The sequence below is a fragment of the Duganella zoogloeoides genome, from assembly GCF_034479515.1.
Taxonomy (GTDB): domain Bacteria; phylum Pseudomonadota; class Gammaproteobacteria; order Burkholderiales; family Burkholderiaceae_D; genus Rugamonas; species Rugamonas zoogloeoides.
Genome location: NZ_CP140152.1, coordinates 2,307,963 through 2,331,148, shown reverse-complemented (window position 1 = coordinate 2,331,148; position 23,186 = coordinate 2,307,963). Strand labels below are relative to the sequence as shown.

At 63.0% G+C, this 23,186-nt stretch carries 17 protein-coding genes; 9 read left to right on the top strand and 8 right to left on the bottom strand.

Annotated features, from left to right (window positions below):
• The first annotated feature begins 13 nt into the window (after positions 1 to 13).
• Together SR858_RS10315 and SR858_RS10310 are read left to right on the top strand one after the other, a co-directional pair.
• Positions 14 to 4,600: a PAS domain-containing protein gene (locus SR858_RS10315; protein WP_019920698.1), complete on the top strand. Its 4,587-nt coding sequence runs from the start codon at positions 14 to 16 to the stop codon at positions 4,598 to 4,600.
• Positions 4,597 to 5,514, top strand: coding sequence for a diguanylate cyclase domain-containing protein (locus SR858_RS10310; RefSeq protein ID WP_019920697.1), 918 nt, complete (start codon positions 4,597 to 4,599; stop codon positions 5,512 to 5,514). Before SR858_RS10315 ends, SR858_RS10310 begins: the two co-directional genes overlap by 4 nt.
• 2 nt (positions 5,515 to 5,516) lie before the next feature.
• On the opposite strand, the gene SR858_RS10305 is transcribed toward SR858_RS10310, so the two are convergent.
• The 3 genes from SR858_RS10305 to SR858_RS10295 are packed head-to-tail and all read right to left on the bottom strand — an operon-like array spanning position 5,517 to position 8,320.
• On the bottom strand, positions 5,517 to 6,650 hold the full coding sequence (locus SR858_RS10305; RefSeq protein ID WP_019920696.1) for an acyl-CoA dehydrogenase family protein: 1,134 nt from the start codon (positions 6,648 to 6,650) through the stop codon (positions 5,517 to 5,519).
• 9 nt (positions 6,651 to 6,659) lie between these two features.
• Positions 6,660 to 7,850, bottom strand: coding sequence for an acyl-CoA dehydrogenase family protein (locus tag SR858_RS10300; protein ID WP_019920695.1), 1,191 nt, complete (start codon positions 7,848 to 7,850; stop codon positions 6,660 to 6,662).
• A gap of 14 nt (positions 7,851 to 7,864) precedes the next feature.
• Complete coding sequence (locus SR858_RS10295; RefSeq protein WP_019920694.1) at positions 7,865 to 8,320, bottom strand: winged helix-turn-helix transcriptional regulator; 456 nt, start codon at positions 8,318 to 8,320, stop codon at positions 7,865 to 7,867.
• An 85-nt stretch (positions 8,321 to 8,405) separates the two neighbouring features.
• On the opposite strand from SR858_RS10295, the gene SR858_RS10290 reads away from it, so the two are divergent.
• Complete coding sequence (locus SR858_RS10290; protein ID WP_019920693.1) at positions 8,406 to 9,620, top strand: MFS transporter; 1,215 nt, start codon at positions 8,406 to 8,408, stop codon at positions 9,618 to 9,620.
• A 713-nt stretch (positions 9,621 to 10,333) separates the two neighbouring features.
• Positions 10,334 to 10,957 (top strand): PEP-CTERM sorting domain-containing protein, encoded by a 624-nt coding sequence (locus SR858_RS10285; RefSeq protein ID WP_019920691.1) that lies wholly within the window; start codon positions 10,334 to 10,336, stop codon positions 10,955 to 10,957.
• Between the two features lie 160 nt (positions 10,958 to 11,117).
• Here the strand turns inward: SR858_RS10285 and SR858_RS10280 are convergent, their stop codons facing one another.
• Positions 11,118 to 13,379, bottom strand: coding sequence for a carboxy terminal-processing peptidase (locus tag SR858_RS10280; protein ID WP_019920690.1), 2,262 nt, complete (start codon positions 13,377 to 13,379; stop codon positions 11,118 to 11,120).
• 431 nt (positions 13,380 to 13,810) lie between these two features.
• Here SR858_RS10280 and SR858_RS10275 point away from each other — a divergent pair, with 431 nt between their 5' ends.
• The 5 genes from SR858_RS10275 to SR858_RS10255 all read left to right on the top strand — a co-directional run bounded on the left by SR858_RS10275 (position 13,811) and on the right by SR858_RS10255 (position 19,013).
• Positions 13,811 to 15,838 (top strand): methyl-accepting chemotaxis protein, encoded by a 2,028-nt coding sequence (locus tag SR858_RS10275; RefSeq protein WP_019920689.1) that lies wholly within the window; start codon positions 13,811 to 13,813, stop codon positions 15,836 to 15,838.
• Between the two features lie 69 nt (positions 15,839 to 15,907).
• Positions 15,908 to 16,288 (top strand): DUF2946 family protein, encoded by a 381-nt coding sequence (locus SR858_RS10270; protein ID WP_019920688.1) that lies wholly within the window; start codon positions 15,908 to 15,910, stop codon positions 16,286 to 16,288.
• Positions 16,289 to 16,345: 57 nt separating this feature from the next.
• Positions 16,346 to 16,960: an SCO family protein gene (locus SR858_RS10265; RefSeq protein ID WP_019920687.1), complete on the top strand. Its 615-nt coding sequence runs from the start codon at positions 16,346 to 16,348 to the stop codon at positions 16,958 to 16,960.
• Entirely contained in the window at positions 16,957 to 17,409 is a 453-nt protein-coding gene (locus SR858_RS10260) for a copper chaperone PCu(A)C (protein WP_026637076.1), read from the top strand. The genes SR858_RS10265 and SR858_RS10260 overlap by 4 nt, the downstream gene beginning before the upstream one ends.
• A gap of 266 nt (positions 17,410 to 17,675) precedes the next feature.
• On the top strand, positions 17,676 to 19,013 hold the full coding sequence (locus SR858_RS10255; RefSeq protein ID WP_019920685.1) for an MFS transporter: 1,338 nt from the start codon (positions 17,676 to 17,678) through the stop codon (positions 19,011 to 19,013).
• Between the two features lie 74 nt (positions 19,014 to 19,087).
• Here SR858_RS10255 and SR858_RS10250 read toward each other — a convergent pair whose 3' ends face one another.
• From SR858_RS10250 to SR858_RS10235, 4 genes are all read right to left on the bottom strand, one after another.
• The gene (locus SR858_RS10250; RefSeq protein ID WP_019920684.1) at positions 19,088 to 19,444 is read right to left on the bottom strand and encodes an addiction module antidote protein; all 357 of its coding nucleotides are present in this window, start codon (positions 19,442 to 19,444) and stop codon (positions 19,088 to 19,090) included.
• 49 nt (positions 19,445 to 19,493) lie between these two features.
• Positions 19,494 to 19,691: a hypothetical protein gene (locus SR858_RS10245; protein ID WP_019920683.1), complete on the bottom strand. Its 198-nt coding sequence runs from the start codon at positions 19,689 to 19,691 to the stop codon at positions 19,494 to 19,496.
• Positions 19,692 to 19,814: 123 nt separating this feature from the next.
• A complete protein-coding gene (locus SR858_RS10240) occupies positions 19,815 to 20,960 on the bottom strand; it encodes a DUF1624 domain-containing protein (protein ID WP_019920682.1) in 1,146 nt (381 codons plus the stop codon).
• 9 nt (positions 20,961 to 20,969) lie between these two features.
• Positions 20,970 to 23,090, bottom strand: a complete 2,121-nt coding sequence (locus SR858_RS10235; protein WP_019920681.1) for a TonB-dependent siderophore receptor — start codon at positions 23,088 to 23,090, stop codon at positions 20,970 to 20,972.
• Between the last annotated feature and the right edge of the window lie 96 nt (positions 23,091 to 23,186).

Sequence of the window (23,186 nt, the reverse complement as noted above, 5' to 3'; positions counted from 1 at the left end):
AGGAGTTTCGCCAGTGCCAGACAAAACCCGCCTGCCGTCGATCCGCGCGCAGATCGCCCTGCTGGTCCTGGCCTGTGCACTGCCGACGACAATCGGCTTTGGCGCGGTGGTGCAGCAGTTCTACAGCCGCGAGCGCAACACCCTGATGGAAGACACCCGCAAGGCTGCGCGCATGGTGGCTGCCGCCATCGACCGCGACCTGGTGCAAAGCGAGGGCGCGGCGCAAGCGCTGGCAATATCGCCCAGCATCCGCATCGACGACATGGCAACGCTGCGCCTGCAGGCGGGCGGCCTGCTGGGACCGCACTTCCCGGCATCGCAATTCTTGCTCAGCGACAGCACCGGCCAGGTGACCATGCACGTGGGCGCGCCGCTGCCCGAGACCTTTAATTCGATCAACAACGCCAGCCGGCTGGCGCCGCTGTTCCACACGGCGCGGTCGCAATTGTCGGTGGTGTACGTGGCCGGCAGTGCGCTGCTGGCGGTCGATGTGCCGGTATTCGTGGACAACCAGGTGGTGTATGGGTTGACGGCTTTGCTCAAGCCCGACCAACTCGACAAAATCCTGCGCGACGAACGCATCAAGCCGCACCAGATCATGGCCCTGTACGACGGCGAGGGCCGGCTGGTGGCGCAGGCCGGCGGGCCGCGCCAGTTGCTGGGGCAAGTGGCCGATCCCGCACTGCGCGCGCGGCTGCAACAGGCGCCCGATGCCCTGTTTGCCACCACCGACACCGAGGGCAAGGCGATTTACCAGGGCTACAGCCGTTCTCCGGTGAGCGGCGCCGCCGTGGTCATTTCCACGCCGCAGGCCAAGGCGCTGGAAGAACTGCTGCGCGCGGTCACCACTATCTCGCTGACCATGGGGCTGGTGCTGCTGGCCGGTTTCTCGCTGGCGTGGCTGGTCGGTGGACGGATCGCGCGCTCGGTGCGGGCGCTGGTGGGGCCGGCCGAGGCGCTGGCCAGCGGCCGGCCGTTTACGCTCGAACCGATGGCCTTCCGCGAAGCCGACGCGGTGGCGCAAGCGTTCAATGCGCTGGAAATCGATTTGAAGGCACACCGCCATGGCCTGGAAAAGCTGGTCAACGACCGCACCGAGCAACTGGAACGCTCGCGCAGCCAGCTGGAAACCCTGTACGCCACCGCGCCGGTTGGCCTCAGCTATGTCGATAACGAGTTGCGGGTGATCCGCGTCAACGATTTCCTGGCCCGCCTGACCGGTGAGCCGGTCGTGGTGCACATCGGTCGCCACATCGGCGACATGATCCATGATCCGGACCTGCGCCGCGCCATGCTGGCCGATTACCGTACCGTGCTCGACACGGGCAGGCCGCTGGTCGGCATCGAGCGCTCGGGCCTGGCAGGCACCGGGCCCGACGAAGGCCAGCATGTGCGGCACTGGGTGGCCAGCTACTACCCGCAGTTCGGTCCCGGTGGCCTGGTGACGGCGATCACCGGTTTGCTGCTCGACGTGACGGATCAGCGGCGCATTGCCGCCGAGTTGCAGCGTTCGCGCCAGTTGCTCGGCTCGGTGGTGGAAAACATGCCGGCCATGATCTTCCTCAAGCGCGCGTCCGACCTGCGCTATGAAATGGTCAACCGCTACGGCGCCGTGCTGTCCGGGCGTCTTAGCAGCGATGAGTTCGTGGGCAAGACCGACTTTGACTTCTATCCGCCCGAACTGGCCGAGCTGTACAACCAGGCCGACCGCGCGGTGCTCGCTTCCAATGCCAATGAAATCACCGAAATCGCCGAGGAGCCGATCGTCAACGCCAGCGGCATGACGCGCTACCTCACCACGCGCAAGGTGGCGCTGCGCGACGAGCACGGCGTCCCCACCCACGTACTGGGCCTGGCGATGGACATCACCGAGCGCAAGCAGGTCAAGGAAACCTTGCGCGCCACCATCGAGCAACTGGGCAAGAGCGAACACTTCCTGCGCACGCTCACCGACAGCCTGCCCGGCATGGTCGCGTACTGGGACGCCGGACTGCGCTGCCGCTTCGCCAACCGCTATTTCCTCGACTGGCACGGCATGGATGAAGCGCAGATGCTGGGGGCCTTCATGCCCGACGTCCTCAAGGAGGCGGCCTACGCCAGCAACGCTCCTTACGTCAAAGGCGCGCTCGATGGTGAGCCGCAGGGCTTTGCGGGCGAACTGCGCTGGCCGTCCGGCAAGGTGGGTTACACCTGGGTCAACTACATTCCCGACGTGGGCGAATTCGGCGAGGTACGTGGCTTCTTCGTGCTGATCTCCGACGTGACGGAACTGAAGGAAACCGAGCTACACTTGCAGGAAGTCAACGATGAACTGGTGCTGGCGCGCGACCGCGCCGAAGGCGCCAGCCGCGCGAAAAGCGAGTTCCTGGCCAATATGAGCCACGAAATCCGCACGCCGATGAACGCCATCATCGGCCTGGCGCGGCTGCTGCAGGAAGCGCAGCTGGCACAGCGCGAACGCGGCTACCTGGACAAGATCCAGGTCGCCACGCAATCGCTGCTGGGCCTGGTGAACGACGTGCTGGAATTGTCGCGCGTGGAGGCGGGCCAGTTGCAGCTCGAACACGCGCCGTTCCAGCTGCGGCACATCCTCGACAGCATCAGCGTGTTGATCAGCGGCAGCGCGGCCGACAAGGGCATCGAGCTGGCCTACGACATCGACCCGCACCTGCCCAACGAGCTGGCCGGCGACCCGATGCGTTTGCAGCAGGTACTGCTCAACCTGCTGAGCAACGCCATCAAGTTCACCGCCACCGGCGAGGTCGTGCTGTCGGTGCGCGCGGGCGCCAACGCCGACGATGACACGCAAGGTGGCTGTCCGGCCAACCGCGCCATCCTGGTCGAATTTTCCGTGCGCGATACCGGCATCGGCATCCCGGCAGAACAGCAGGACCGCATTTTCGACACGTTCTCGCAGGCCGACAGCAGCACCAGTCGCAAGTTCGGCGGCGTGGGACTGGGCCTGGCGATTTGCCGCCAGCTCGCCGACATGATGGGTGGCGCGGTGCAGGTGCGCAGCGAACCGGGCCAGGGCGCCGAGTTCCTGTTCACCTGCCCGCTCGAATGCATGGCGCCGCCGCGCCCGCCCGAGGTGCCGGCCGCCGCCGAAGGTCTCGCCGTACTGATCGCCGACGACAACCCCACCGTGCGCCGCGCGCTGACCAACGCCTGCGCCTGGCTGGGCTGGCAGGCCGACAGCGCCGCCGATGCCGACCAGGCCCGCACCATGCTGGCCAGCGGCCGCGACGACGGCTATCCATACGAATTGCTGCTGCTCGACCGCGACCTGGCGGGCCTTGACGACGACCTTCCGGCAGCGCTGGCGCGCGACCTGCGTCCAGGTGCGGTGGTGCCACAGATATTGCCGCCGGTGCTGCTGATGGTGTCAGAACACGAGGCCGCCGTGGCGTTGCAGGATGCCGACGGCAGCGGCGTGGCCGGCGTGCTGTCCAAGCCGGTCAGCCCGTACCGCTTGCTGGAACGGGTGCGCGGCCTGCTGGCAGGCGATCACGGCGATGGCGCCACCGCCACCGAGCCGCCGTCGCCGCTGCACGGCCGGCTGGCCGGCATGCGGATCCTGCTGGTGGAAGACAACGAGATCAACCAGGAAGTCGCGCTATACATCCTGCAACATGCGGGCGCCGTGGTGACCATGGTCAGCAACGGCCAGCTGGCGGTCAACCAGTTGCTGGCCGACGCCGGTCGCTACGACGCGGTGCTGATGGACGTGCAGATGCCGGTGCTGAACGGCTACGACGCCACCGAAGCAATTCGCGCCGCCGGCCTGACCCTGCCGGTGGTGGCCATGACCGCCAACGTCATGGAAGAAGACCGTCAACGCGCTGCCGAGGCCGGCATGGACGCCCATGTCGCCAAGCCGGTGGACGTGGAAATCCTGATCGCCATCCTGCGCGACCTGGCCCCCGGGGTAGTGCCCGAGGCGGCGCCGGGTGCACGCGGCAGCTTGCCGGCGGCGGCGCTGTCGGCGCCCGCCTATGCCCTGCCCGCCCACCTGCCCGGTATCGACCTCGACACTGCGCTGGCGCGCATGGGCGGCAACTACGATGCGCTGGCGGTGCTGCTCAAGCGTTTCGAGCGCACCCATGGCGACACCGTGCTCGAAGTACGCGCCGCGATCGGCAGCGGCGAACGCCTGACGGCCGTGCAGTCGCTGCACCGGTTGCGCGGCGTGGCCGCCAACCTTGGCGCCAACGAGGTGGCGCGATTGAGCGCCGTGGTGGAAACCGCGCTGCACCAGCATCACACCGAAGCCGCCCTGCATGCCGCGCTGGACCATCTGGCCCTGGCGCTGGACACCGTGGTGGGCGGCGCTCGCGTGCTGGATATACAGGAAGAAATTATTCCAAGTAGCAACATTAACCAGGCGGAATTGGCGCTAACGCTGGCGGAGTTGCAAAGTTTGCTTCAGAATAACAACTTGAAGGCGCTGGAGCACTTCCGGATGCTGCGACCTTCGCTTGCGGCGATGCAACATGCGGTGCAGCTGGCAGAGGCCGTCGAGAGCCTGGACTTCGAGAGGGCGGCCCGATTGGTGGACGAGGTGATACAAGAGATGAAGCAGCGAAAGGATAGTGCATGAGCTGGACCGACCTGGCCAGGAATGGACGGATACTGGTGGTGGATGACGCCATGGAAAACGTCCAGATCCTGCACCAAGCGCTGCGCGACGAGCACGAGGTGCTGTTTGCCCTGTCCGGCGAAAAAGCCATCGACGTCGCGCTGGCGCAGCAGCCGGACCTGATCCTGCTCGACGCCGTCATGCCCGGCATGGATGGTTACGCCGTGTGCGCTGCGCTTGAGGCCTCGCCGCGCCTGCAGGATATCCCGGTAATTTTCGTCACTGCCCTGAGCCAGCCCGAGGATGAAACCCGGGCCCTGGAAGCGGGTGCGGTCGATTTCATCAGCAAGCCGTTCAACGTTGCCGTGGTGCGGGCGCGGGTGCGCAGCCAGCTGACCATCAAGCGCCAGGCCGACGCCATGCGCGAGCTGAGCCTGACCGACGGCCTGACCGGCGTGGCCAACCGCCGCCACTTCAACGACCGCCTGGAATCGGAATGGCGCCGCTGCGCGCGCGCCAACCTGCCGCTGTCGCTGATCATGATCGACATCGACCACTTTAAACTGTACAACGACCGCTACGGCCACCAGGCCGGCGACCTGTGCCTGCAACAGGTGAGCGCGACCATGAAACGCTGCGCCGCTCGACCGCAGGATTTACTGGCCCGTTACGGCGGCGAGGAATTCATCCTGCTGCTGCCGCAGGAAGGGCCGGAAGGCGCCGAGGTAGTGGCCCAGCGCATCCAGGACGAGGTGCGCAAGCTGGCGGTGGCGCACGAGGCATCGTCCACCGCCCCCATCGTCACCGTCAGCATGGGCCTGGCCACGGCCATGCCGCCGCTGGAACGCCAGGACGCCAACGCCCTGATCCGCAGCGCCGATGCCAAGCTCTACCAGGCCAAGCAGGGTGGCCGCAACCGCTACCACCGCGACTGACGCTACGGCTGAAACGCCTTCTGGGCGGCGAAGCGTTCGAGATGGTGGTCGATGTCGCCCAAGGTGCGTTCGATCACGGCCAGGCGCTTGAAGTGGTGCGAGGCGGGCAGTTCGTCGGTGACGCCCATGCCGCCGTGCAGTTGCACCGCTTCCTGGCCGATGAACCTGGCCGCCTGCCCCACCCTCACCTTGGCGGCCGACACGATTCGACGCCGTTCGCCGGGGTCGCCGCACGACATGCGCACCGCTGCCAGCATTGCCATCGACCGCGCCTGCTCGAGGTGGATATACATGTCGGCCATGCGATGCTGCAAGGCCTGAAAGCTGCCGATCGGCACCCCGAACTGCTTGCGTGTCTTGATGTAGTCCAGGGTGCTGGAAAACAGCGCATTCATCACGCCCAGCGCTTCGCTGCACAGCAAACTGACGCCGAAGTCGGCCGCCTCGTCGAGCATGTCGCAGCCGGCGCCGAGCCGTCCCAGCAGCGCCGACGCCGGCACCGCCACGTGGCTGAACTGCACCGTGGCCGCGCGCTGGCCGTCGAGCGTGCGGTAGTCGCGCATGGTCAGGCCCGGGGTGTCGGTGGGCACCACGAACAGGCTGATGCCGTTGACGTCGCGCTGGCCGCCGGCGCTGCGGGCCGAGACGATCAGCGCATCGGCCTGGGCGCCGTGGATCACCACGGTCTTGGTGCCGTCGATGCGGTAGCCCTCGCCGTTGACCGCAGCCAGGGTCTTGATGTCGGCCAGGTCGTAGCGCGAGTGCTTTTCACCGAGCGCGCACGCCAGTTTGGCGCGGCCTTCGGCCACGTCCTGCAACAGGTGGTACTGGTTGCCGGCCAATTGGAGGAAGTACGCGCCCCAGGCGGTGGCGAAATACGGCTCGACCACCAGGCCGCGCCCCAGTTCCTGCATCACCACCAGCATGTCGATGGCGTCGCCGTCGAAGCCGCCCTGGCTTGATGGCACCGGCAGCGCGGTCATGCCAAGCTCGGCCAATGCTTGCCACGCCGCGTTGGACACGCCGGCGGTGGAATGGACGATGCGCTGGCGCGTCTCGAACGTGTAATGCTTGTCGATCCAGCGCCGCAGGGCGTCGCCGTACTGCTGCTGATCGTCGGTGAAATTAAAGTCCATGCCGTCCCCTCACAGTCCCAGGATCATCTGGGCGATGATGTTTTTCTGAATTTCGTTGCTGCCGCCGTAAATCGATGTCTTGCGCATATTCAGGTAGTTGGCGCCCAGCGGCGCACCAGCGTCGTCGCCGGTCACCGCGTGCTCGCTGTCGCCGTCCAGGTAGGCGAGGTCGAACGGCAGCGCATTCGGACCCAGCACTTCGATCATCAATTCCGTCAGCCACTGCTGGATTTCGGTGCCGCGTATCTTGAGCAGCGATGCTTCCGGTCCCGGCGAGTGCGCTTGCCTGGTAATCACGCGCAATACCGTGGTTTCCAGCGCCATCAGTTCGATTTCCACGTTGGCCACTTTGCTGGCGAACAGCGGGTCCTGCAACAGCGGCTTGCCGTGTCGGGTGTGTTCCATCGCCAGTTTTTTCAGGAACGCCAGCTCGCGCTTGGAGCGGCCCACGCCGGCAATCCCGGTCCGTTCGTGGCCCAGCAGGTACTTGGCGTAAGTCCAGCCCTTGTTTTCCTGGCCCACCAGGTTGACCGCCGGCACCCGCACATTCTCAAAAAATACTTCGTTGACCTCGTGTTCCTCGTCGAGCGTGATGATGGGCCGCACCGTGATGCCGGGCGACGTCATGTCGATCAGCAGGAACGAGATGCCCTCCTGCTTGCGCACGTCGGGATCGGTGCGCACCAGGCAGAACATCATGTCGGCGTGCTGGGCCAGCGTGGTCCAGGTTTTCTGGCCGTTGACGATGTACACGTCGTTGACGCGCACCGCGCGCGTCTTGAGCGAGGCCAGGTCGGAACCGGAACCGGGTTCGGAATAGCCCTGGCACCACCAGTCCTCGCAATTGAGGATGCGCGGCAGGTAATGCGCTTTTTGCGCGGCGCTGCCGAACGCCATGATCACGGGCGCCACCATGTTGACGCCGAACGGCAGGATTTGCGGCGTGCCCGCGCGGCCGCACTCTTCTTCCCAGATATGGCGCTGGGTGGGTGTCCAGCCGGGCCCACCGTACTCCACCGGCCAGCCCGGCGCCGACCAGCCCTGGCGTGCGGCGATCTGGTGCCAGCGCACGTAATCGTTGCGCGTCAGGCGCAGATGGTTGCGCACCTTCTTTTGCAAATCGGGCGGCAGGTTGGCGGCTAGAAAAGCGCGCACCTTGTCGCGGAACGCCAGGTCCGCTGCCGTATAGCTCAAATCCATGCTGTCTCCATCGTCTATTTATCGTGTGGCAATTTGTTCACGAATGTATCGTGTGACTGTACCACTTGCCCCGCTGCGTTGCTCGGCAACATGGGCGCAAGCGGTTGCTTCGTAGCCGTCGTCAGCAGTTGCGAGTGCGGTTCACCCGGCGCAAACAGTTGCCGCTCCCCCCATTGGCGCAGCGCCACCACCACCGGGAACAAGCTTTCGCCCTTGGCCGTGAGCACGTATTCCTGGTACGCCGTGCCGTCGGACGCCGGTTGCACCGCCAGCACGCCCGCCTCCACCAGCGTTGCGAGCCGGTCCGACAGGATGTTGCGCGCCACGCCGAGGTTGCGCTGGAAGTCGCTGAAACGGCGGATGCCGTCGAACGCATCGCGCACCAGCAGCAGCGACCAGCGGTCGCCGACCAGGTCCAGCGACCGCGCCACCGGGCAGGCATCGTCCTGCATCGACTTTCGCTTGGCCATAATTTCTCCAGATAATTGGTTGCATTTTAAAACCAAAATACTTACACTTCAACTGGTTTTAATTTGCAACCACTTTGAGGTATTCATGTACAGCCCTTCCCTGCCCCGTCCACTGGTGGTGTTGTTTGCCTGCGCCAGCGGCTTCTGCGTCGCCAACGTGTATTACGCCCAGCCGCTGCTCGGTGCGCTGGCCGATGACTTCGGCATTGCGCGTGCCGCCATCGGCGTTGTGGTCACCGCCACCCAGGCCGGCAGCGTGCTGGCCTTGCTGTTGCTGGTACCGCTGGGGGACCTGCTGCCACGCCGGCGCCTGATGCTGTGGCAAATGCTGGCCCTGGTGGTGGCGCTGCTGGCGGCGGCCAGCGCCAGCAGCGCAGGATGGTTGATGGCTGTCATGCTGATGGTCGGTTTGCTGGGCACAGCCATGACCCAGGGCCTGATTTCCTATGCGGCGGCAGCGGCCGATGCGTCGGAGCGCGGCGCCGTGGTCGGCGCGGCGCAAGGTGGCGTAGTGTCGGGCTTGCTGCTGGCGCGCGTGGTGGCCGGCGCAGTGGCCGACCTGGCCGGCTGGCGCGCGGTGTACGGCGGCTCGGCCATGGCGATGCTGGTGATGGCTGTGCTGCTGTGGCGGCTGCTGCCGGTGTTGCCTGTTCAGCAAGCAGCGCTATCCTATCCGCGCCTGCTTGCCTCGATGTTCACACTGCTGCGCGACGACCGCGTGCTGCGAGTGCACGGCGTGATCGCGCTGTTGATGTTCGCCGCGTTCAACATCTTGTGGAGCGCGCTGGTGTTGCCGCTCAGTGCCGCCCCTTATCACTATTCGCACACCGCCATCGGCGCCTTCGGCCTGGTCGGACTGGGCGGCACGCTGGCCGCCGCCCGCGCCGGCCAGTGGGCCGACCATGGTCACAGCCGGCGCACCAGCGCTGTCGCGCTGGTACTGCTATTGCTGTCATGGCTACCCCTGAGCGCGGCTTTTGCCCCCGGCGCCGGCGCAGCCCCCACCGCGTTCATGCTGGTACTTGGCATATTAATGCTCGATCTTGGCGTGCAAGCGCTACACGTCACCAACCAGAGCCTGATTTTCCGGGGAGGCAACGAGGCGCATAGCCGGCTGGTGGGCTGCTACATGTTGTTCTACGCGGTGGGCAGTGGCACGGGCGCCTGGGCGGCAACAGCGGTATTCGACATCGCCGGCTGGCACGGCGTGTGCACACTCGGCGCCGGAGTAAGCCTGGCGGCGCTGGTTTTTTGGGCGGTGGCAGGGACGAACAATTCACAGGCAGCCCCCGGCAAATGACACAAGTCAGATGTGGCTGCGCGCGCCAGCATATGCTTCCTTGTCGGCGCCGGTACGCGCCTTGAAAAATTAGCGACAGTGGCGGCGCTGTCCGCTGCGTTTTATGTTGGGGCGTGTATCGGCAGTCTCGCGGTGGCGACCGGCCGCACACTAGCCGGTGGCGTGAGCATCGCAGATGTTTTACTATTAGCGAGGAGGCACCAGATAGATCGCGCTTGGCTTACACCTGTGTTGCAAAAAGCCCCAGCGATCTATCAGCCAAACGCCATCGGCCGCTACTCTTGCAGATACATTGCATCGAAACCATGAAAACGACAGCAAAAGATAATTTATCGCTATTGCTTTGGGCGTTGATATGCTCGGGCTCGGCATGGGCGTTCTGGCATTTCTCCGGCAAATATGGCTTCGCCGTTTAATGATTGTGGCGTTGCTGGGCCTCGTTGCTGACAACTATCGCCTGCGCAAGTTACTTCGGCGTGCATCCTGATTCACCTCCCCGTAGACCGTGCCAACACTTGTTGGCCGGTGCGCGCTCCCCAGCATCAACCTCAATTTCCGTTAGTTGAAAGCGAGCACAACGAAGCACCGCAGGCGATATCTGTCGCGCGCCAATCACGTTTGCGCGTTAAAGGTTGCGCCTTCACATAGTCACAGTTATATTGCATCGGTTGCATGACTTCCATACAAGAATCCCCTTACCGATAGCAGGACTGATGATGATGAATTCGTTGAAAAAGATGGCCGTCGCGGCTGCCGCGCTGTGCGCCTTGACCGTGGCGCCGCTGGCGCAGGCCGGGATGGTGACGTTCGATATCAAATGGGCCAACGCCAGCGGCGTCGATACGGCGTTTGCCGAGTTGACGCTCGACTCGGCACTGATCGACACCGCGCCCGCCGTTCCCCACCCTATCGATATCAGCCGAGTTACCGGCCTGAAGCTGACCGTCAGCGGCGCCTCGTCCGGCAACGGCGTGTTCGGCATGCAGGACTTTTCCTCGATCCTGTTCTATGCCATGGGACCGATGGACTTCAGCCGCGAGCTGATCGGCCAGCGCGTGGTGGTGGGCACCGACCCGCGCGGCGATACCAGTTACGGCGACGCTGACGGCATTTCGGGCGGCTTCGCATTTTTTGCCAGGGAATTGACTACCCCGACCGGCGTGCGGCCGTTCGCACTGGTCACCGACCGTACTGGCGAGTATTCCGATTTCCTGACCGTGCGGTCGATCCTGGCGCGCGGCAACGTATCAGCCGTGCCTGAACCTGCCACGTACGCCATGCTGCTGGCCGGTCTGGCCCTGGTGGCGGCACGCGCGCGCAGCAAGAATCGCAGATAAAAAAAAGCCCGCTCAGGGAGCGGGCTGAATCTATTTTCTTGGAGGAGAATAGAGGAGACAGGAATGATAATGCCGCTCTGCAGCATATAAATCCAATTTATATTGGTAATGTTGGAAATTCACATTAAGAATAACTATCTCCAACATCCCAAAAACAGCACTATTTGCCGGCCGTGGCGGGTTGGGCGTAAGGCAGAACCCGCGCTGCCATGCGGGTGTCGGTCTTGAGCAAGGCCACCTCATCGGCCAGGATGTGCACGGCCTCGTTGAGCAACACGTCCTTGGCTGCCTTGGCCTGTTTCTCCGCTTCCAGCTCGGCTGCCAATGAACGCTCGGCGCCCTGCAGGCCGTCGTCGCTGCGCAACGCACCTTTTACCCCGGCTACTTTCGGGACAGGCGCGGTTTTGCCACTGGCCGGCTTGGCCGAAATTGCCTTGTTGAGCGCGTCCTTCGGATCGGGCAGCAGGATCGGATCGTCGGCGCCGGGGGCCGCCAGCAGGCGCGCCTCGCGCAGCTTGGCACGGGCTTCCTGTTGTTCGCGTTCCTTGCGGCGCACGGCTTCGTTGAGCGAAATCGAGTTTTCCTTGCGCTGCTTGTTCACCAGGGCGATGTCTTCGGCCAGGTACTGGAAGTCCTTGTCCTTGGCAATGCGCGCGGTGTGCTTTTTATCGAGCACCGGGATAATTTCTTTCAGGTCACCTGCCGGGATGAACGGCGCGGGCGTGATCTGGGTCCACGGCAAGGCATTGTCGTAGCTCGATTCGCCGAAGGAATCCGAATCCGTCATGGTCGGCAGCTTCAGGTCCGGCGTCACGCCGCGCAGCTGGGTGGTGCCGCCGTTGATGCGGAAGAACTGCGCAATGGTGAACTTGACTTCGCCATAGCGCACCTTATCGTCCTGGGCGAAACGGTCCAGACTGAACAGGGTCTGCACCGTGCCCTTGCCAAAACTCGGTTCGCCGATGATGACGCCACGGCCGTAGTCCTGGATGGCGGCGGCGAAAATCTCCGAGGCCGAAGCCGAACCACGGTTGATCAGCACGCCCATCGGGCCGTCCCAGGTCATGCCGGCGCGGGTATCGCTTTCGATTTCCACTTTCTTGTCGGCGCTGCGCTGCATCACGACCGGGCCCTTGTCGATGAACAGGCCGGTCAGTTCCACCGCCTCGTTGAGCGAACCGCCGCCGTTGTTGCGCAGGTCGATCAGCAGGTTATCGACTTTATCCTTCTTGAGTTCGACCAGCAGGCGTTCGACGTCGCGGGTAGCGCTCTTGAAGTCTTTATCGCCCTTGCGGCGCGCTTCGAAATCCTGGTAGAAGGTCGGCAGCGAGATCACGCCCACGCGGCGCTTGGTATTGCCATCCTTGACTTCGTAAATGGTTTTCTTGGCCGATTGCTCTTCCATGCTGATCTTCTGGCGCACCAGCGAGACGAACGCATGTTTGCCATCGGGACCGGCATCGGCCGGGATGATTTCAAGCTTGACGGTGGAATCCTTGGGACCACGGATCAGGGCGACCACGTCGTCCAGGCGCCAGCCGAGCACTTCGGTCAGCGGGGTTTTCTCGTCCTTGGCCACGGCCACGATGCGGTCGCCGACCTTGATCTTGCCCGACAGGCCAGCCGGGCTGCCCGGCACGACTTCGCGCACGACCACGTAGTCGTCGCGGCTTTGCAGCACGCAGCCGATACCCTCGAGCGACAGGCGCATGGCGATATCGAAGTTGTCGGCAGCGCGCGGGCCCAGGTAATTGGTGTGCGGCTCGATCGACATGGCGTAAGCGTTCATGAAGATCTGGAATGCGTCTTCGCTGGTCGGCTGGCGCGACGGGCTCAGGTAATTCTCATAGCGCTTGTCCAGCGTTTCACGGATGCTTTTGTCGTCCTTGCCGGCCAGCTTGAGGCGCAGCCATTCGTTCTTGACGCGCTTGCGCCACAGGTCTTTCATTTCAGCGTCGTTCTTGACCCACTCGGCCTTCTCGCGGTCGAACTGGTAGCTTTCTTCCGACGCAAATTCAAACTTGCCGGTCTTGACCAGGTCGCGCGCGTAAGCGATGCGATCGCGCAGGCGGGTCTGGTACAGGTTGAAGATGGCAAACGGCACGCTGAGGTTTTCGCCGTTGATGGCGTCGTCCAGCCGGGTGCGCACGATGGCGTACTGGTTCAGGTCGGCCTGGGTGAAGAACAGTTTTTCCGAGTCCAGCGATTTGAAATACCGGTCGAAGATTTTCTCCGACATGGCATCGTCCAGCGGCGCAGCCTTGTAATGCAGCTTGGTCAGCACGCGCGAGGCCAGCACTGCGGCCTGGGTCTGTCCAATCTGGGGCTTGAGCGGCGCATCTGCCACTTTGTCCGGCACGGCAGCGCCGGCCTGGAAGGACAGGGCCGCGATCATGGCCACCAACAGCATTTTTTTCTTCATCGGCTAACTCCGGAGTGTTTTATTGAGGTTATTGCAGGCGCTGCACTGAATTTCATTCTACAGGATAGCAGTCGGGACGCCGTTCTGTGAATGGCGAGTTTCCGCGACGAAGCTTAAGCACGGCTGAACACCATCTATCACAATACGTAGTAACCCGTAATTAAATTCATCAATAGACTATTTAAGTCATTGTTTTAGAAAAGAAATTCCCTGATATATATCAAAAAAATGATTGCTCAGCAGAAAAATCCTGCTAGAATTTCGTCTGATAGCAGTTTCATCATCCAATGATGGCACCGCCCCGGACCCCGGCGGTGGCAGCCCGCCTCACTGCGTGAGGCGCATGTTTTCCCTGGCCTCAAGCAGCGCTCCCGACCTTTCGGGGGCATACCCCGTTTCCGAACGACTCGTTACCGAAATATTGGAATCCAATGAGCAAATCCCTGATGAATCCCCGCGACTGGGGCGTCGGCACCAAGATCACCGTGTTTACGTTCGCGCTGATGACCGTGATCATGGCCGTGATACTGGTCCTGATTAACCACAGCACGTCCACCATGCTGACCGAGCGCGCCAAGTCCAACGTGGCCAACTCGCTGCACGGCATCAGCAACACGGTGGAGGTGTTCAACAACGCCATGACCAACGAGGCATCGAGCTTTGCGCGCCTGTTCGCGTCCGAGTTCGATGACGGCAAGTTCAGCCTGGACACCGCCAACACGGTCGAGATCGCAGGCAAACCGACGCCGTCGCTGTTCCACGGCGGCAAGGCGCTCAATCTCGACTTTACCGGCCCGGACAAGTTCACCAACGAGACCGGCGTCATCGCCACCATTTTTGCCGCCAACGGCGCCGAATTCGTGCGCGTGACCACCTCGCTGAAAAAGGAAAACGGCGAGCGCGCCGTGGGTACCCAGCTCGACCACGCCCACCCCAGCTATCCGCTGCTGCGCAACGGCCAGAGCTATATCGGCCTGGCCACGCTGTTCGGCAAGCAGTTCATCACCCAGTACGATCCCATCAAGGATGGCGCCGGCAATGTGATCGGCGTGCTGTTCATCGGCCTCGACATCTCCAAGAACATGGACATGCTCAAGCAAAAGATCAAGGCGATCAAGATCGGCGACACCGGCTACATCTACGTGATCAATGCCGCCAAGGGGGAAAAGCAAGGGACGGCGCTGGTCCACCCGAAGCGCGAAGGCGACAACCTGATCGACATCAAGAGCACCGATGGCACCCCCATCATCCGCGACATGCTGGAAGCCAAATCGGGCGGCATGACCTATAACTGGGCCGCCTCCGACAGCGAAGCGCCGCGCGAGAAAATGGTCGAGTTTCACACCTTCAAGGACTGGAACTGGCTCATCGTCGGTGGCACCTACACCGACGAAATCACGCGCGAAGCGGCGACATTGCGCAATCGCTATGCCTTGATCGGCCTGGCTGCGCTGGTGATCTTCGCGGTGGTGCTGTTCGTGCTGGTGCGCACGGTGGTATCGCGGCCGCTGGCCCGCGCCGAGCAGGCTGCCGACCGCATCGCCAAGGGCGACCTCGACGTCCACCTGGAAATCCATAACAAGGATGAGATCGGCCTGGTGCTGCGCGCGCTGAACGGCATCAGCAGCAATCTGTCGAGCGTGGTGGGCCAGGTGCGCGCCGGCGCCGAGCAGATCACCACCGCCGCCACCGAGATCGCCAACGGCAACCTCGACCTGTCGAGCCGTACCGAAGAACAGGCGTCGAGCCTGGAAGAAACCGCTGCCTCGATGGAAGAACTGAGCGGCGCCGTACGCCAGAATGCCGACAACGCGGCGCAAGCCAACCAGATGGCGATGGCCGCGTCCGGCATCGCCGCCAAGGGTGGCGCGGTGGTGGCGCAGGTGGTCGATACCATGGGATCGATCAACGCTTCGTCGCGCAAGATCGTCGACATCATCTCCGTCATCGACGGCATCGCGTTCCAGACCAACATCCTGGCGCTGAACGCGGCCGTGGAAGCGGCCCGCGCCGGCGAGCAGGGACGTGGCTTCGCCGTGGTCGCCACCGAAGTGCGCAACCTGGCGCAACGCTCGGCCACGGCCGCCAAGGAAATCAAGGAGTTGATCGACGACTCGGTCAGCAAGGTGGACGTCGGCAGCCGCCAGGTGGCCGAAGCCGGCAGCACCATCGAGGAAGTGGTGGAGAGCGTGCGCCGCGTAACCGACATCATGGCCGAAATCAGCAGCGCCAGCGACGAGCAGCGCGCCGGCATTGGTCAGGTGCACGACGCCATCCACCAGATGGACGAAGTAACCCAGCAAAACGCCGCGCTGGTGGAACAGGCCGCCGCAGCCGCCGCTGCGCTGCAGGATCAGGCCCACGACCTGGTGGAAGTGGTGCGCATCTTCAACCTCGGCAGCAATGCCGGCGCCGCCAGGGCGCCAGCAGCTACGCCGTCGCGCCTGGCGCTGAAGTAACCGGTGCTTGCCTGGCCAGGGCAGCCCCCGCACCAGCGGTGGCGGCTTTTTTTACTTTATAATCGGGCCATGCCCCAGTTTCTCTCCCAGCGTCGCCACATCAGCCTGATCGTTTGCCTGGCGATCATGCTCAACTTGCTGTGGCCCGCGCTGGGCCAGGCAATGGTGGCGCCGGGTATCGACGCCATTGCCGGCGAGGTATGCAGCGCCAGCGGCAATATCTACAGCACTCCCGCCCGCAACGACCAGCAACAGGTTCCGATTGCCGGCCATCACCTGAAACACTGTGCGCTGTGCGCCAGCCTGGCTGGCGCGCCGCCGCCCGCGCCCCTGGCCTTGCGCGCGCCCATTGCCGCTTCAGCAGTTTTCTCCGCGCCAGGTTATACGGCGCCTGCGCCCTGCTGCGCCTGGCCCGATGCCCGTCCCCGCGCACCACCCACGTTCGCCTGACCCCTGCCCTTGCGCCGGTGCCTGCACTGGCGTCATCCAGACATTACCAGGAGTTTTATGCGACGACGTTCCTTTCTCTCGACCGTAGCTGCGCTGCCGCTGGCCGCCCTGCCATTGGCGGCGCAGGCACGCGGCTTCACCGCGATCGACCTTACCGGCGCCGCCATCGGCCCCGATTATTTGCTGTCCTACCCGGACGGCAAACCGGCCACGCTGCGCGATTTTCGCGGCAAGTTCGTGCTGCTGTTCTTCGGTTTCACCCAGTGCCCGGATGTGTGCCCGACGGCGCTGTCGCGCGCGGTGGAAATCAAGCGCCTGCTGGGCGCCGACGGCAACAAGCTGCAGATCGTGTTTGCCACCATCGACCCCGAGCGCGACACCGGGCCGCTGCTGCGCGAATACATGGCGGCGTTCGATCCAACCTTTATTGCCGTGCGCGGCACCGGCGAGCAAACCGCCAGGACCGCAAAAGACTTCAAGATCATGTATCGAAAAGTGCCAAGCGGTGGGTCGTACACCATGGACCACACGGCCATCACCTATGTCTTCGACGCCAACGGCAAGATACGCCTGGGCCTCAAGCACGACCAGACCGCTCAGCAATGCGCCGACGACCTGCGCCAATTGATCAACCCGAAAAAACCGGGCTTTTTACAAGGACTGTTCCAATGAAAACCATCGTTTCCGTAATGTTGGGGGCCACCCTGCTGGCTGCCGCACCCGCCTGGTCGCAAGTGACCGTCGATCAGCCTTGGGTGCGCGGCACCGTGGCCGCGCAAAAAGTCACGGGCGCCTTCATGACGCTGACGGCCGCCAAGAACAGCCGCCTGGTAGCCGTCAGCTCGCCGGTCGCCGGCGCGGTCGAAGTGCACGAAATGAAGATGGTGGACGACGTGATGCGCATGCGCCAGGTTCCGGCGCTGGAACTGCCGGCCGGCCAACCGGTGGCGCTGACGCCGGGCGGCTACCACCTGATGCTGTTCCAGCTCAAGCAGCAGCTCAAGGACGGCGACAAGGTGCCGCTGGTGCTGGAAGTTGAAGACGCGGCCAAGGTGCGCAGCAGCATCAAGGTCGAGGCGCTGGTCAAACCGCTCAACGCCGCCGCCCACGCCGGCCACTGATGCCTGCGGGCCGGCTACCGCACTTGGTAGCCGGCTCTTTCCCCGCCGCACTGACACCGCCCCGCCCTTTCGTCTCCCCTTCCATTCTCATACGTCATCGTACAACTTAGAGCAAATAGGAAAACGTTTAACTTGTTGATTTGTAAGAATTAAGTAAGACTTGCGTCGGGTTTATATGACGGGTATGAATATTTCATATATCCAGTTGTATGATGTCTGATATGTGCGTTATGATCGGCGCATATTGATAAGAAGGAGATCCACGCATGGCAACGCAGCAACAAAAAGCAACGCGGGTACGCTGGCTGATACTGGCCATCCTGTTCGCGGTTACCACCATTAATTACGCCGATCGCTCCACCATCGGTATCGCCGGACCGGAACTGACGCGCGTCCTCGGCTTGACGCCGGTACAAATGGGCTATGTGTTCTCGGCCTTCTCATGGTCGTACGTGGTGGCGCAGCTGCCGGGCGGCTGGATGCTCGACCGCTTCGGCACCAAGATCGTGTATTTCTTCAGTATTTTCCTGTGGTCCGTATTCACCATGTTGATGGGCACTGTCGGCTTCCTGACCGGCGCGGCCGCTCTCACCACCCTGTTCTGCCTGCGACTGGCCATTGGCGCAGCGGAAGCCCCTTCCTTCCCAGGCAACAGCCGCCTGGCCTCCTCGTGGTTTCCGACCGCCGAACGCGGCACGGCGGCAGCCATCTTCAACTCGGCGCAGTACTTCGCCACCGTCCTGTTCGGCCCGTTGATGGGTTGGCTGGTCCACGCCCACGGCTGGGAAAGCGTGTTCTACGTGATGGGCGGCCTGGGCGTGGTGATGTCGTTCTTCTGGCTCAAGCTGGTGTATGGTCCAAAAGACCATCCGAACATCAACAAGGCCGAACTCGACTACATCTCTGCCGGCGGTGCACTGATCGACCTCGAGACCAAGGACAAGAACGCACCCAGCGCCAAGATCGACACCTGGTCGGCGATCCGTCAGTTGCTGGGCAGCCGCATGCTGCTGGGCGTGTACATCGCCCAGTACAGCATCAATACGCTGACCTATTTCTTCCTGACCTGGTTCCCGATCTACCTGGTGAAAGAACGCCATATGACGATCCTGAAGGTGGGCTTCGTGGCCGCACTGCCAGCGCTGGCAGGCTTCCTCGGCGGCGTGCTGGGCGGCGTGATTTCCGACCGCCTGATCAAGCGTGGCTATTCGCAGTCGAAGGCGCGCAAGATACCGATCGTGAGCGGCATGCTGCTGGCCATGACCATGGTTATCTGTAACTACGTGGATGCGGACTGGCTGGTCATTACCGTGATGGCGCTTGCCTTCTTCGGCAAAGGCATCGGTGCGCTGGGCTGGGCAGTGGTAGCGGATACGTCGCCGAAAGAAGCAGGCGGCTTAAGCGGCGCACTGTTCAACAGCTTTGGCAACACCGCCGGCATCACCACCCCGATCGTGATCGGCTACATCCTGGAAGCGACCGGTTCGTTCGCTGGCGCCCTGGTATTCGTCGGCGCCAACGCTGCCGTGGCCATCCTGTGCTACGTGTTCATGGTAGGCGACATCAAGCGCTTCGAATTCAAGACGCCGGTAACCCGCGCCTGATCGAGCTGCTCACGCTATAAACGAAACGGCCGCCAGAGCGATCTGGCGGCCGTTTTTCATGCGGTACTCATACCTCAGGCCGCCAGTGCCGGTCCTTTGCTGTCGCCGATCGCGACCACGCGCACTTCGAGCCCCAGGCCGGTCAGCAGGCTGCGGATCGTGTCCCACTGCGGTTTGCTAGACGGCCGCAGCGCTTTGTATACGCCCTCGCGCGTCAGGCCCGCTTGCTCGGCGATTTTCGCCACGCCTTTCGCTTGCAGGACATTTTTGATGGCCTCCTTCATCAGGTCGGAATTTCCGGATGAGATCACATCGTTGATGTAAGCCGCGATGGCCTCAGGGCTGGTGAGGTAATCAACGACATTGAAATCGGTCAGTCCCTCGATACCGTCGAGGCTGTCGAGCAGGTATTTGCTGTCATCGTTGGTCATGGCTATTCCTTTCCTTCGTCTGGATCAGTAGCGCAGGCTGACGTTGCCATCATGTTTTGCGCTTTTTCTCGGCAAGCAGCTGCTTCATGTCTGCCAACATCTTCTTCGCGTCGCCGTAAAGGCCCATCTGCAGGCGCTCCACCCTACTGGCGACGATGGTCTTGGCAACGCGGTCGAGCATGGCGTTAAACCAGCAGCGATAAGCCGCCGTTTGTTTCGCCGTCTTTTTTTGGCTATTCTCACTCATTGTAATCACTTGTTCTCAAATGTCAAACCGCGCGACGATCAAGTTGTGTGATTAACGTTATCCCAACGTTGAGTGAAGTTCAATTACTCGGCTGTATCGAATCGTGGTCGATGCCTAACGTAGTTACAAATACCGTACCCACCCCATGCTGGTGCGCCGCTTGAACGCGGCGAACACCTTGCACGGCCAGTACAGCAACGGGATCAGCGCCGCCGACAACAGCCACACCTGCCACAGGTGGTCGAACTCGTAGCGGCTGCCATAGTTGGCGCCGAACATGGCCACGGCCAGCTTCTGCAAGCCCAGCAGCAGGAACAGATGCAGCAGGTAATAAAACATCGGCGCGCCGCCGAACCAGGCGCACACGCGCAGGAGCAGGTTGTCGCGCTGCTCCAGCCAGCCCAGCACCACCAGGCCGACACCGAGGGTCAGCAGCAGGAACGCCAGCGACGGCGGGTACTTGGTCAGGTTGAGGAACGACATCACGGTGCGCAGCGCGGTCTCGCCCGTCGTCCAGTCCAGCGTTTCGCCGTAGATATTCAAGCCGCGCAGCACCAGTAGCACGGCCAGTGCGGCCACGCCGGTGGTCACCAGCAGGCTGCGGCGGCGCGCGGACTCCACCGTGCGCGCATACCAAGGGCCGGCCACGTAGCCGAGCACGATCACGCCGATCCACGGCAGCAGCGGATAGCTGACCTTGATTTTCAAGGCGCCCTCGGCCACCAGGAAACCGCGATCATGCAGGATGGTCCACGGAATATAGCCCCAGTCGCCGGGCGCGAACGTCACCGGTGTGAGCAGGTTGTGACCGCCCACGATGACCAGCCCGATCACGGCCAGCACCACGCGCGGCAACCGGTGCAGCAAGGCCAGTGCGATCATCGCCAGGCCGATCACCCAGATCACCTGCAAATAAATCGTCGGGGCCGGAAAGATGCCGGTCCAGGCCACGCTGACCACCAGCACTTCGAGCACGACCAGGAACAGGCCGCGCTTGAGCAAAAAACCGGTGGCCGGGCGTGGCCCCGCCGACGGATGGGCATACAACCACGCCGACAAGCCGGTGAGAAACACGAACATCGGCGCACAAAAATGGGCGGCAAAGCGGCTGAAGAACAGCGCCGGCTCGGTCTGCGCCACATCCATCGGATCGGTGACCTGCCAGCGCAGGAAAAACGTTTCACGAACATGGTCGAGCATCATGATCATCATGACCAGCCCGCGCATGACGTCGATCGACGCCACGCGCGCATTCTTCACTACATTCATATCCACCCGTTAAAATTTATAGTGCGCTTTCAAGGTCACGCGGCGCTCGTCGCCCGGCGCGACCCAGGTTTGCTGGTAGGCGCTCGGATAATAAACTTTGTCGAACAGGTTGTCGATGTCGAGCGAGAGGCGCAACTGGCGCGTCGCGTCGAACGACGATACCAGTTTGGCCGTGGTGTACGCCGGCAAGACAAAGCTGCGGCTGATCGCCACGTCGCCATTGCGCTCGCCCACGTAATTGAAACCGCCACCGAGCGAGGCGCGCTTGCCCAGCACCTTGAATTCGCGCACCAGCAGCAGGTTGGCACTCTGCTTCGGCACATTGGCCACCGTGCCGCCCACCGCCAGCACGTTGTCGCGCAGGATCGTCGCATCCGTGTAAGCGTACGAGAACGATAGCTGCAACTTGCGCGCAACCTCGCCCGCCACGTCGAGCTCCACGCCCTTGCTGCCCACTTCGCCGGCGGCCAGCGAGAAGTTGTTATCGACCGGGTTGACGGTCAATACGTTTTCCTTCTTGATCGAGTACACGGCCAGCGTGCTGCTCAGTTTCCCGTCAGCCGTGTCGAACTTGACGCCCGCCTCGTAGGCGCGGCTGCTCTCGGCCGGGAACGACTCGTTGGCAATGCTGATGCCGCTGTTGGGCCGGAACGACTTGGCCGCCGATACGTACAGCGACACCTGCTTGGTCGGCTGGTACACCAGGCCGGCGCGCGGGCTGGTCGCTTCGATCCGCTGTTCGTTGACGCGTCCGGCCAGCAGCGCGTTGGTGATGCGCTGGCGATAGGCATCGCGGCGCACGCCCAGCAGCGCTTTCCATTGCTGGCTTAAATCGATCTGGTCCTGCACGTACACGCCGGTGGACCATTGCTGCTCGCGGGTATCGATCGAGCGCGCCAGATTGGTCGGCTGCGCGCCGCCATAGATCGGGTTGTAGATGTCGATGCTGTACGGCGCGGCCGCGCTCGGGTTGCGCCGCAGTTGCAGGCGATCATCGACGAAACGGTAGCCATCGACACCGAACAGCACGTTGTGGCGCACCGCGCCGGTGCTGAGCTTGCCGAGCAGCTCCACGCGGCCAGACCAGTCCTGGCCCGAAAAATCACGGAAGCGGCGCTGGCGCCACAGCGTGCGGCCATCGGCCTGCAACACGGTGGCGTCGCTGGAATAACCTTTCATTTCGCTGCTGCGGTACGACAGCCCGCTTTGCAGCGACCAGCCTTCCTGGAAATCGTGCTGCAGGAACACCTGGTGGCCGATCGACTTGATGGTGGTGGGACCATCGGCCGGGTCGCCGAGGAAACGCGAATTCGGGATCAGGCCCAGCACGCCTTTCACCGCCACCACGCCACGGTCGAAATTGCCCTTCTGCTCGACTTGCTCGAGTTCGTACGACAGCGTGGTGGCGTCGGAAATGCGCCAGATCACCGACGGCGACAACAGATGGCGCTCACTGGTGACGAAGTCGCGGAAGCTGTGGCCTTTTTCGTACGAACCGTTCAGGCGGTAGGCCACGTTCTCGCCCAGCGGACCGGTCAGGTCCACCGCCGTGCGATACGTATCGTGGCTGCCGACCGATTGCTCCAGCGCGTAAGACGGCTGGAAGAGCGGCTTCTTGGTGGCGATATTGATGATGCCACCGGGCTCGCCCCGGCCGTACAGTGCAGCGGCCGGGCCCTTGAGGATCTCGATGCTGCTAACGTTGGCGATATCGCGCAGGCCGTTGTAGCCACGGCTGGAACTGAAGCCATTGACCAGGAAGTCGGAACCGTAGTTGGGGTCTCCCGTAAAACCGCGCACCGAGTAGCTGTCCCACACGCCGCCGAAGTTGTTCTGGCGGGCGATGCTGCTGCCCATGTCGAGCGCGTCGGCCAGGCGGGTGACGCCGGCGTCGCCGAGCATGTCGGCGGTGAGCACGCGGGCCGATTGCGGCAAGTCCTTCAGATCGGTCTCGGTCTTGGTGGCGCCGGTGGCCGACAGGCTGCGATACGGCTGGCGCGCGGCCACCACGTTGACCACGTCGGTCAATTCGGCTGCATTGGTGGCGTCTTCGGCCGGACCAGCCACGGCAAACCACGGATAGGCGGCAGCCAGGCAAACGGCAAGACGCGAAGGACGAACGACAGGCATGAATGCTCCACAAATTAAACGCAACAGACTTGCATTCTACATGCAACGCAACTAAATTGCATTAAGGATATGCGCCAGCAAACGTGTATTTAATCA

What these genes read in the sequence shown, in the direction of transcription:
- SR858_RS10310 (WP_019920697.1), top strand. Translation starts at nt 4,597, where the DNA reads ATGAGCTGGACCGACCTGGCCAGGAATGGACGGATACTGGTGGTGGAT.
- SR858_RS10305 (WP_019920696.1), bottom strand. Translation starts at nt 6,650, where the DNA reads ATGGACTTTAATTTCACCGACGATCAGCAGCAGTACGGCGACGCCCTG.
- SR858_RS10300 (WP_019920695.1), bottom strand. Translation starts at nt 7,850, where the DNA reads ATGGATTTGAGCTATACGGCAGCGGACCTGGCGTTCCGCGACAAGGTG.
- SR858_RS10295 (WP_019920694.1), bottom strand. Translation starts at nt 8,320, where the DNA reads ATGGCCAAGCGAAAGTCGATGCAGGACGATGCCTGCCCGGTGGCGCGG.
- SR858_RS10290 (WP_019920693.1), top strand. Translation starts at nt 8,406, where the DNA reads ATGTACAGCCCTTCCCTGCCCCGTCCACTGGTGGTGTTGTTTGCCTGC.
- SR858_RS10285 (WP_019920691.1), top strand. Translation starts at nt 10,334, where the DNA reads ATGATGATGAATTCGTTGAAAAAGATGGCCGTCGCGGCTGCCGCGCTG.
- SR858_RS10280 (WP_019920690.1), bottom strand. Translation starts at nt 13,379, where the DNA reads ATGAAGAAAAAAATGCTGTTGGTGGCCATGATCGCGGCCCTGTCCTTC.
- SR858_RS10275 (WP_019920689.1), top strand. Translation starts at nt 13,811, where the DNA reads ATGAGCAAATCCCTGATGAATCCCCGCGACTGGGGCGTCGGCACCAAG.
- SR858_RS10270 (WP_019920688.1), top strand. Translation starts at nt 15,908, where the DNA reads ATGCCCCAGTTTCTCTCCCAGCGTCGCCACATCAGCCTGATCGTTTGC.
- SR858_RS10265 (WP_019920687.1), top strand. Translation starts at nt 16,346, where the DNA reads ATGCGACGACGTTCCTTTCTCTCGACCGTAGCTGCGCTGCCGCTGGCC.
- SR858_RS10260 (WP_026637076.1), top strand. Translation starts at nt 16,957, where the DNA reads ATGAAAACCATCGTTTCCGTAATGTTGGGGGCCACCCTGCTGGCTGCC.
- SR858_RS10255 (WP_019920685.1), top strand. Translation starts at nt 17,676, where the DNA reads ATGGCAACGCAGCAACAAAAAGCAACGCGGGTACGCTGGCTGATACTG.
- SR858_RS10250 (WP_019920684.1), bottom strand. Translation starts at nt 19,444, where the DNA reads ATGACCAACGATGACAGCAAATACCTGCTCGACAGCCTCGACGGTATC.
- SR858_RS10245 (WP_019920683.1), bottom strand. Translation starts at nt 19,691, where the DNA reads ATGAGTGAGAATAGCCAAAAAAAGACGGCGAAACAAACGGCGGCTTAT.
- SR858_RS10240 (WP_019920682.1), bottom strand. Translation starts at nt 20,960, where the DNA reads ATGAATGTAGTGAAGAATGCGCGCGTGGCGTCGATCGACGTCATGCGC.
- SR858_RS10235 (WP_019920681.1), bottom strand. Translation starts at nt 23,090, where the DNA reads ATGCCTGTCGTTCGTCCTTCGCGTCTTGCCGTTTGCCTGGCTGCCGCC.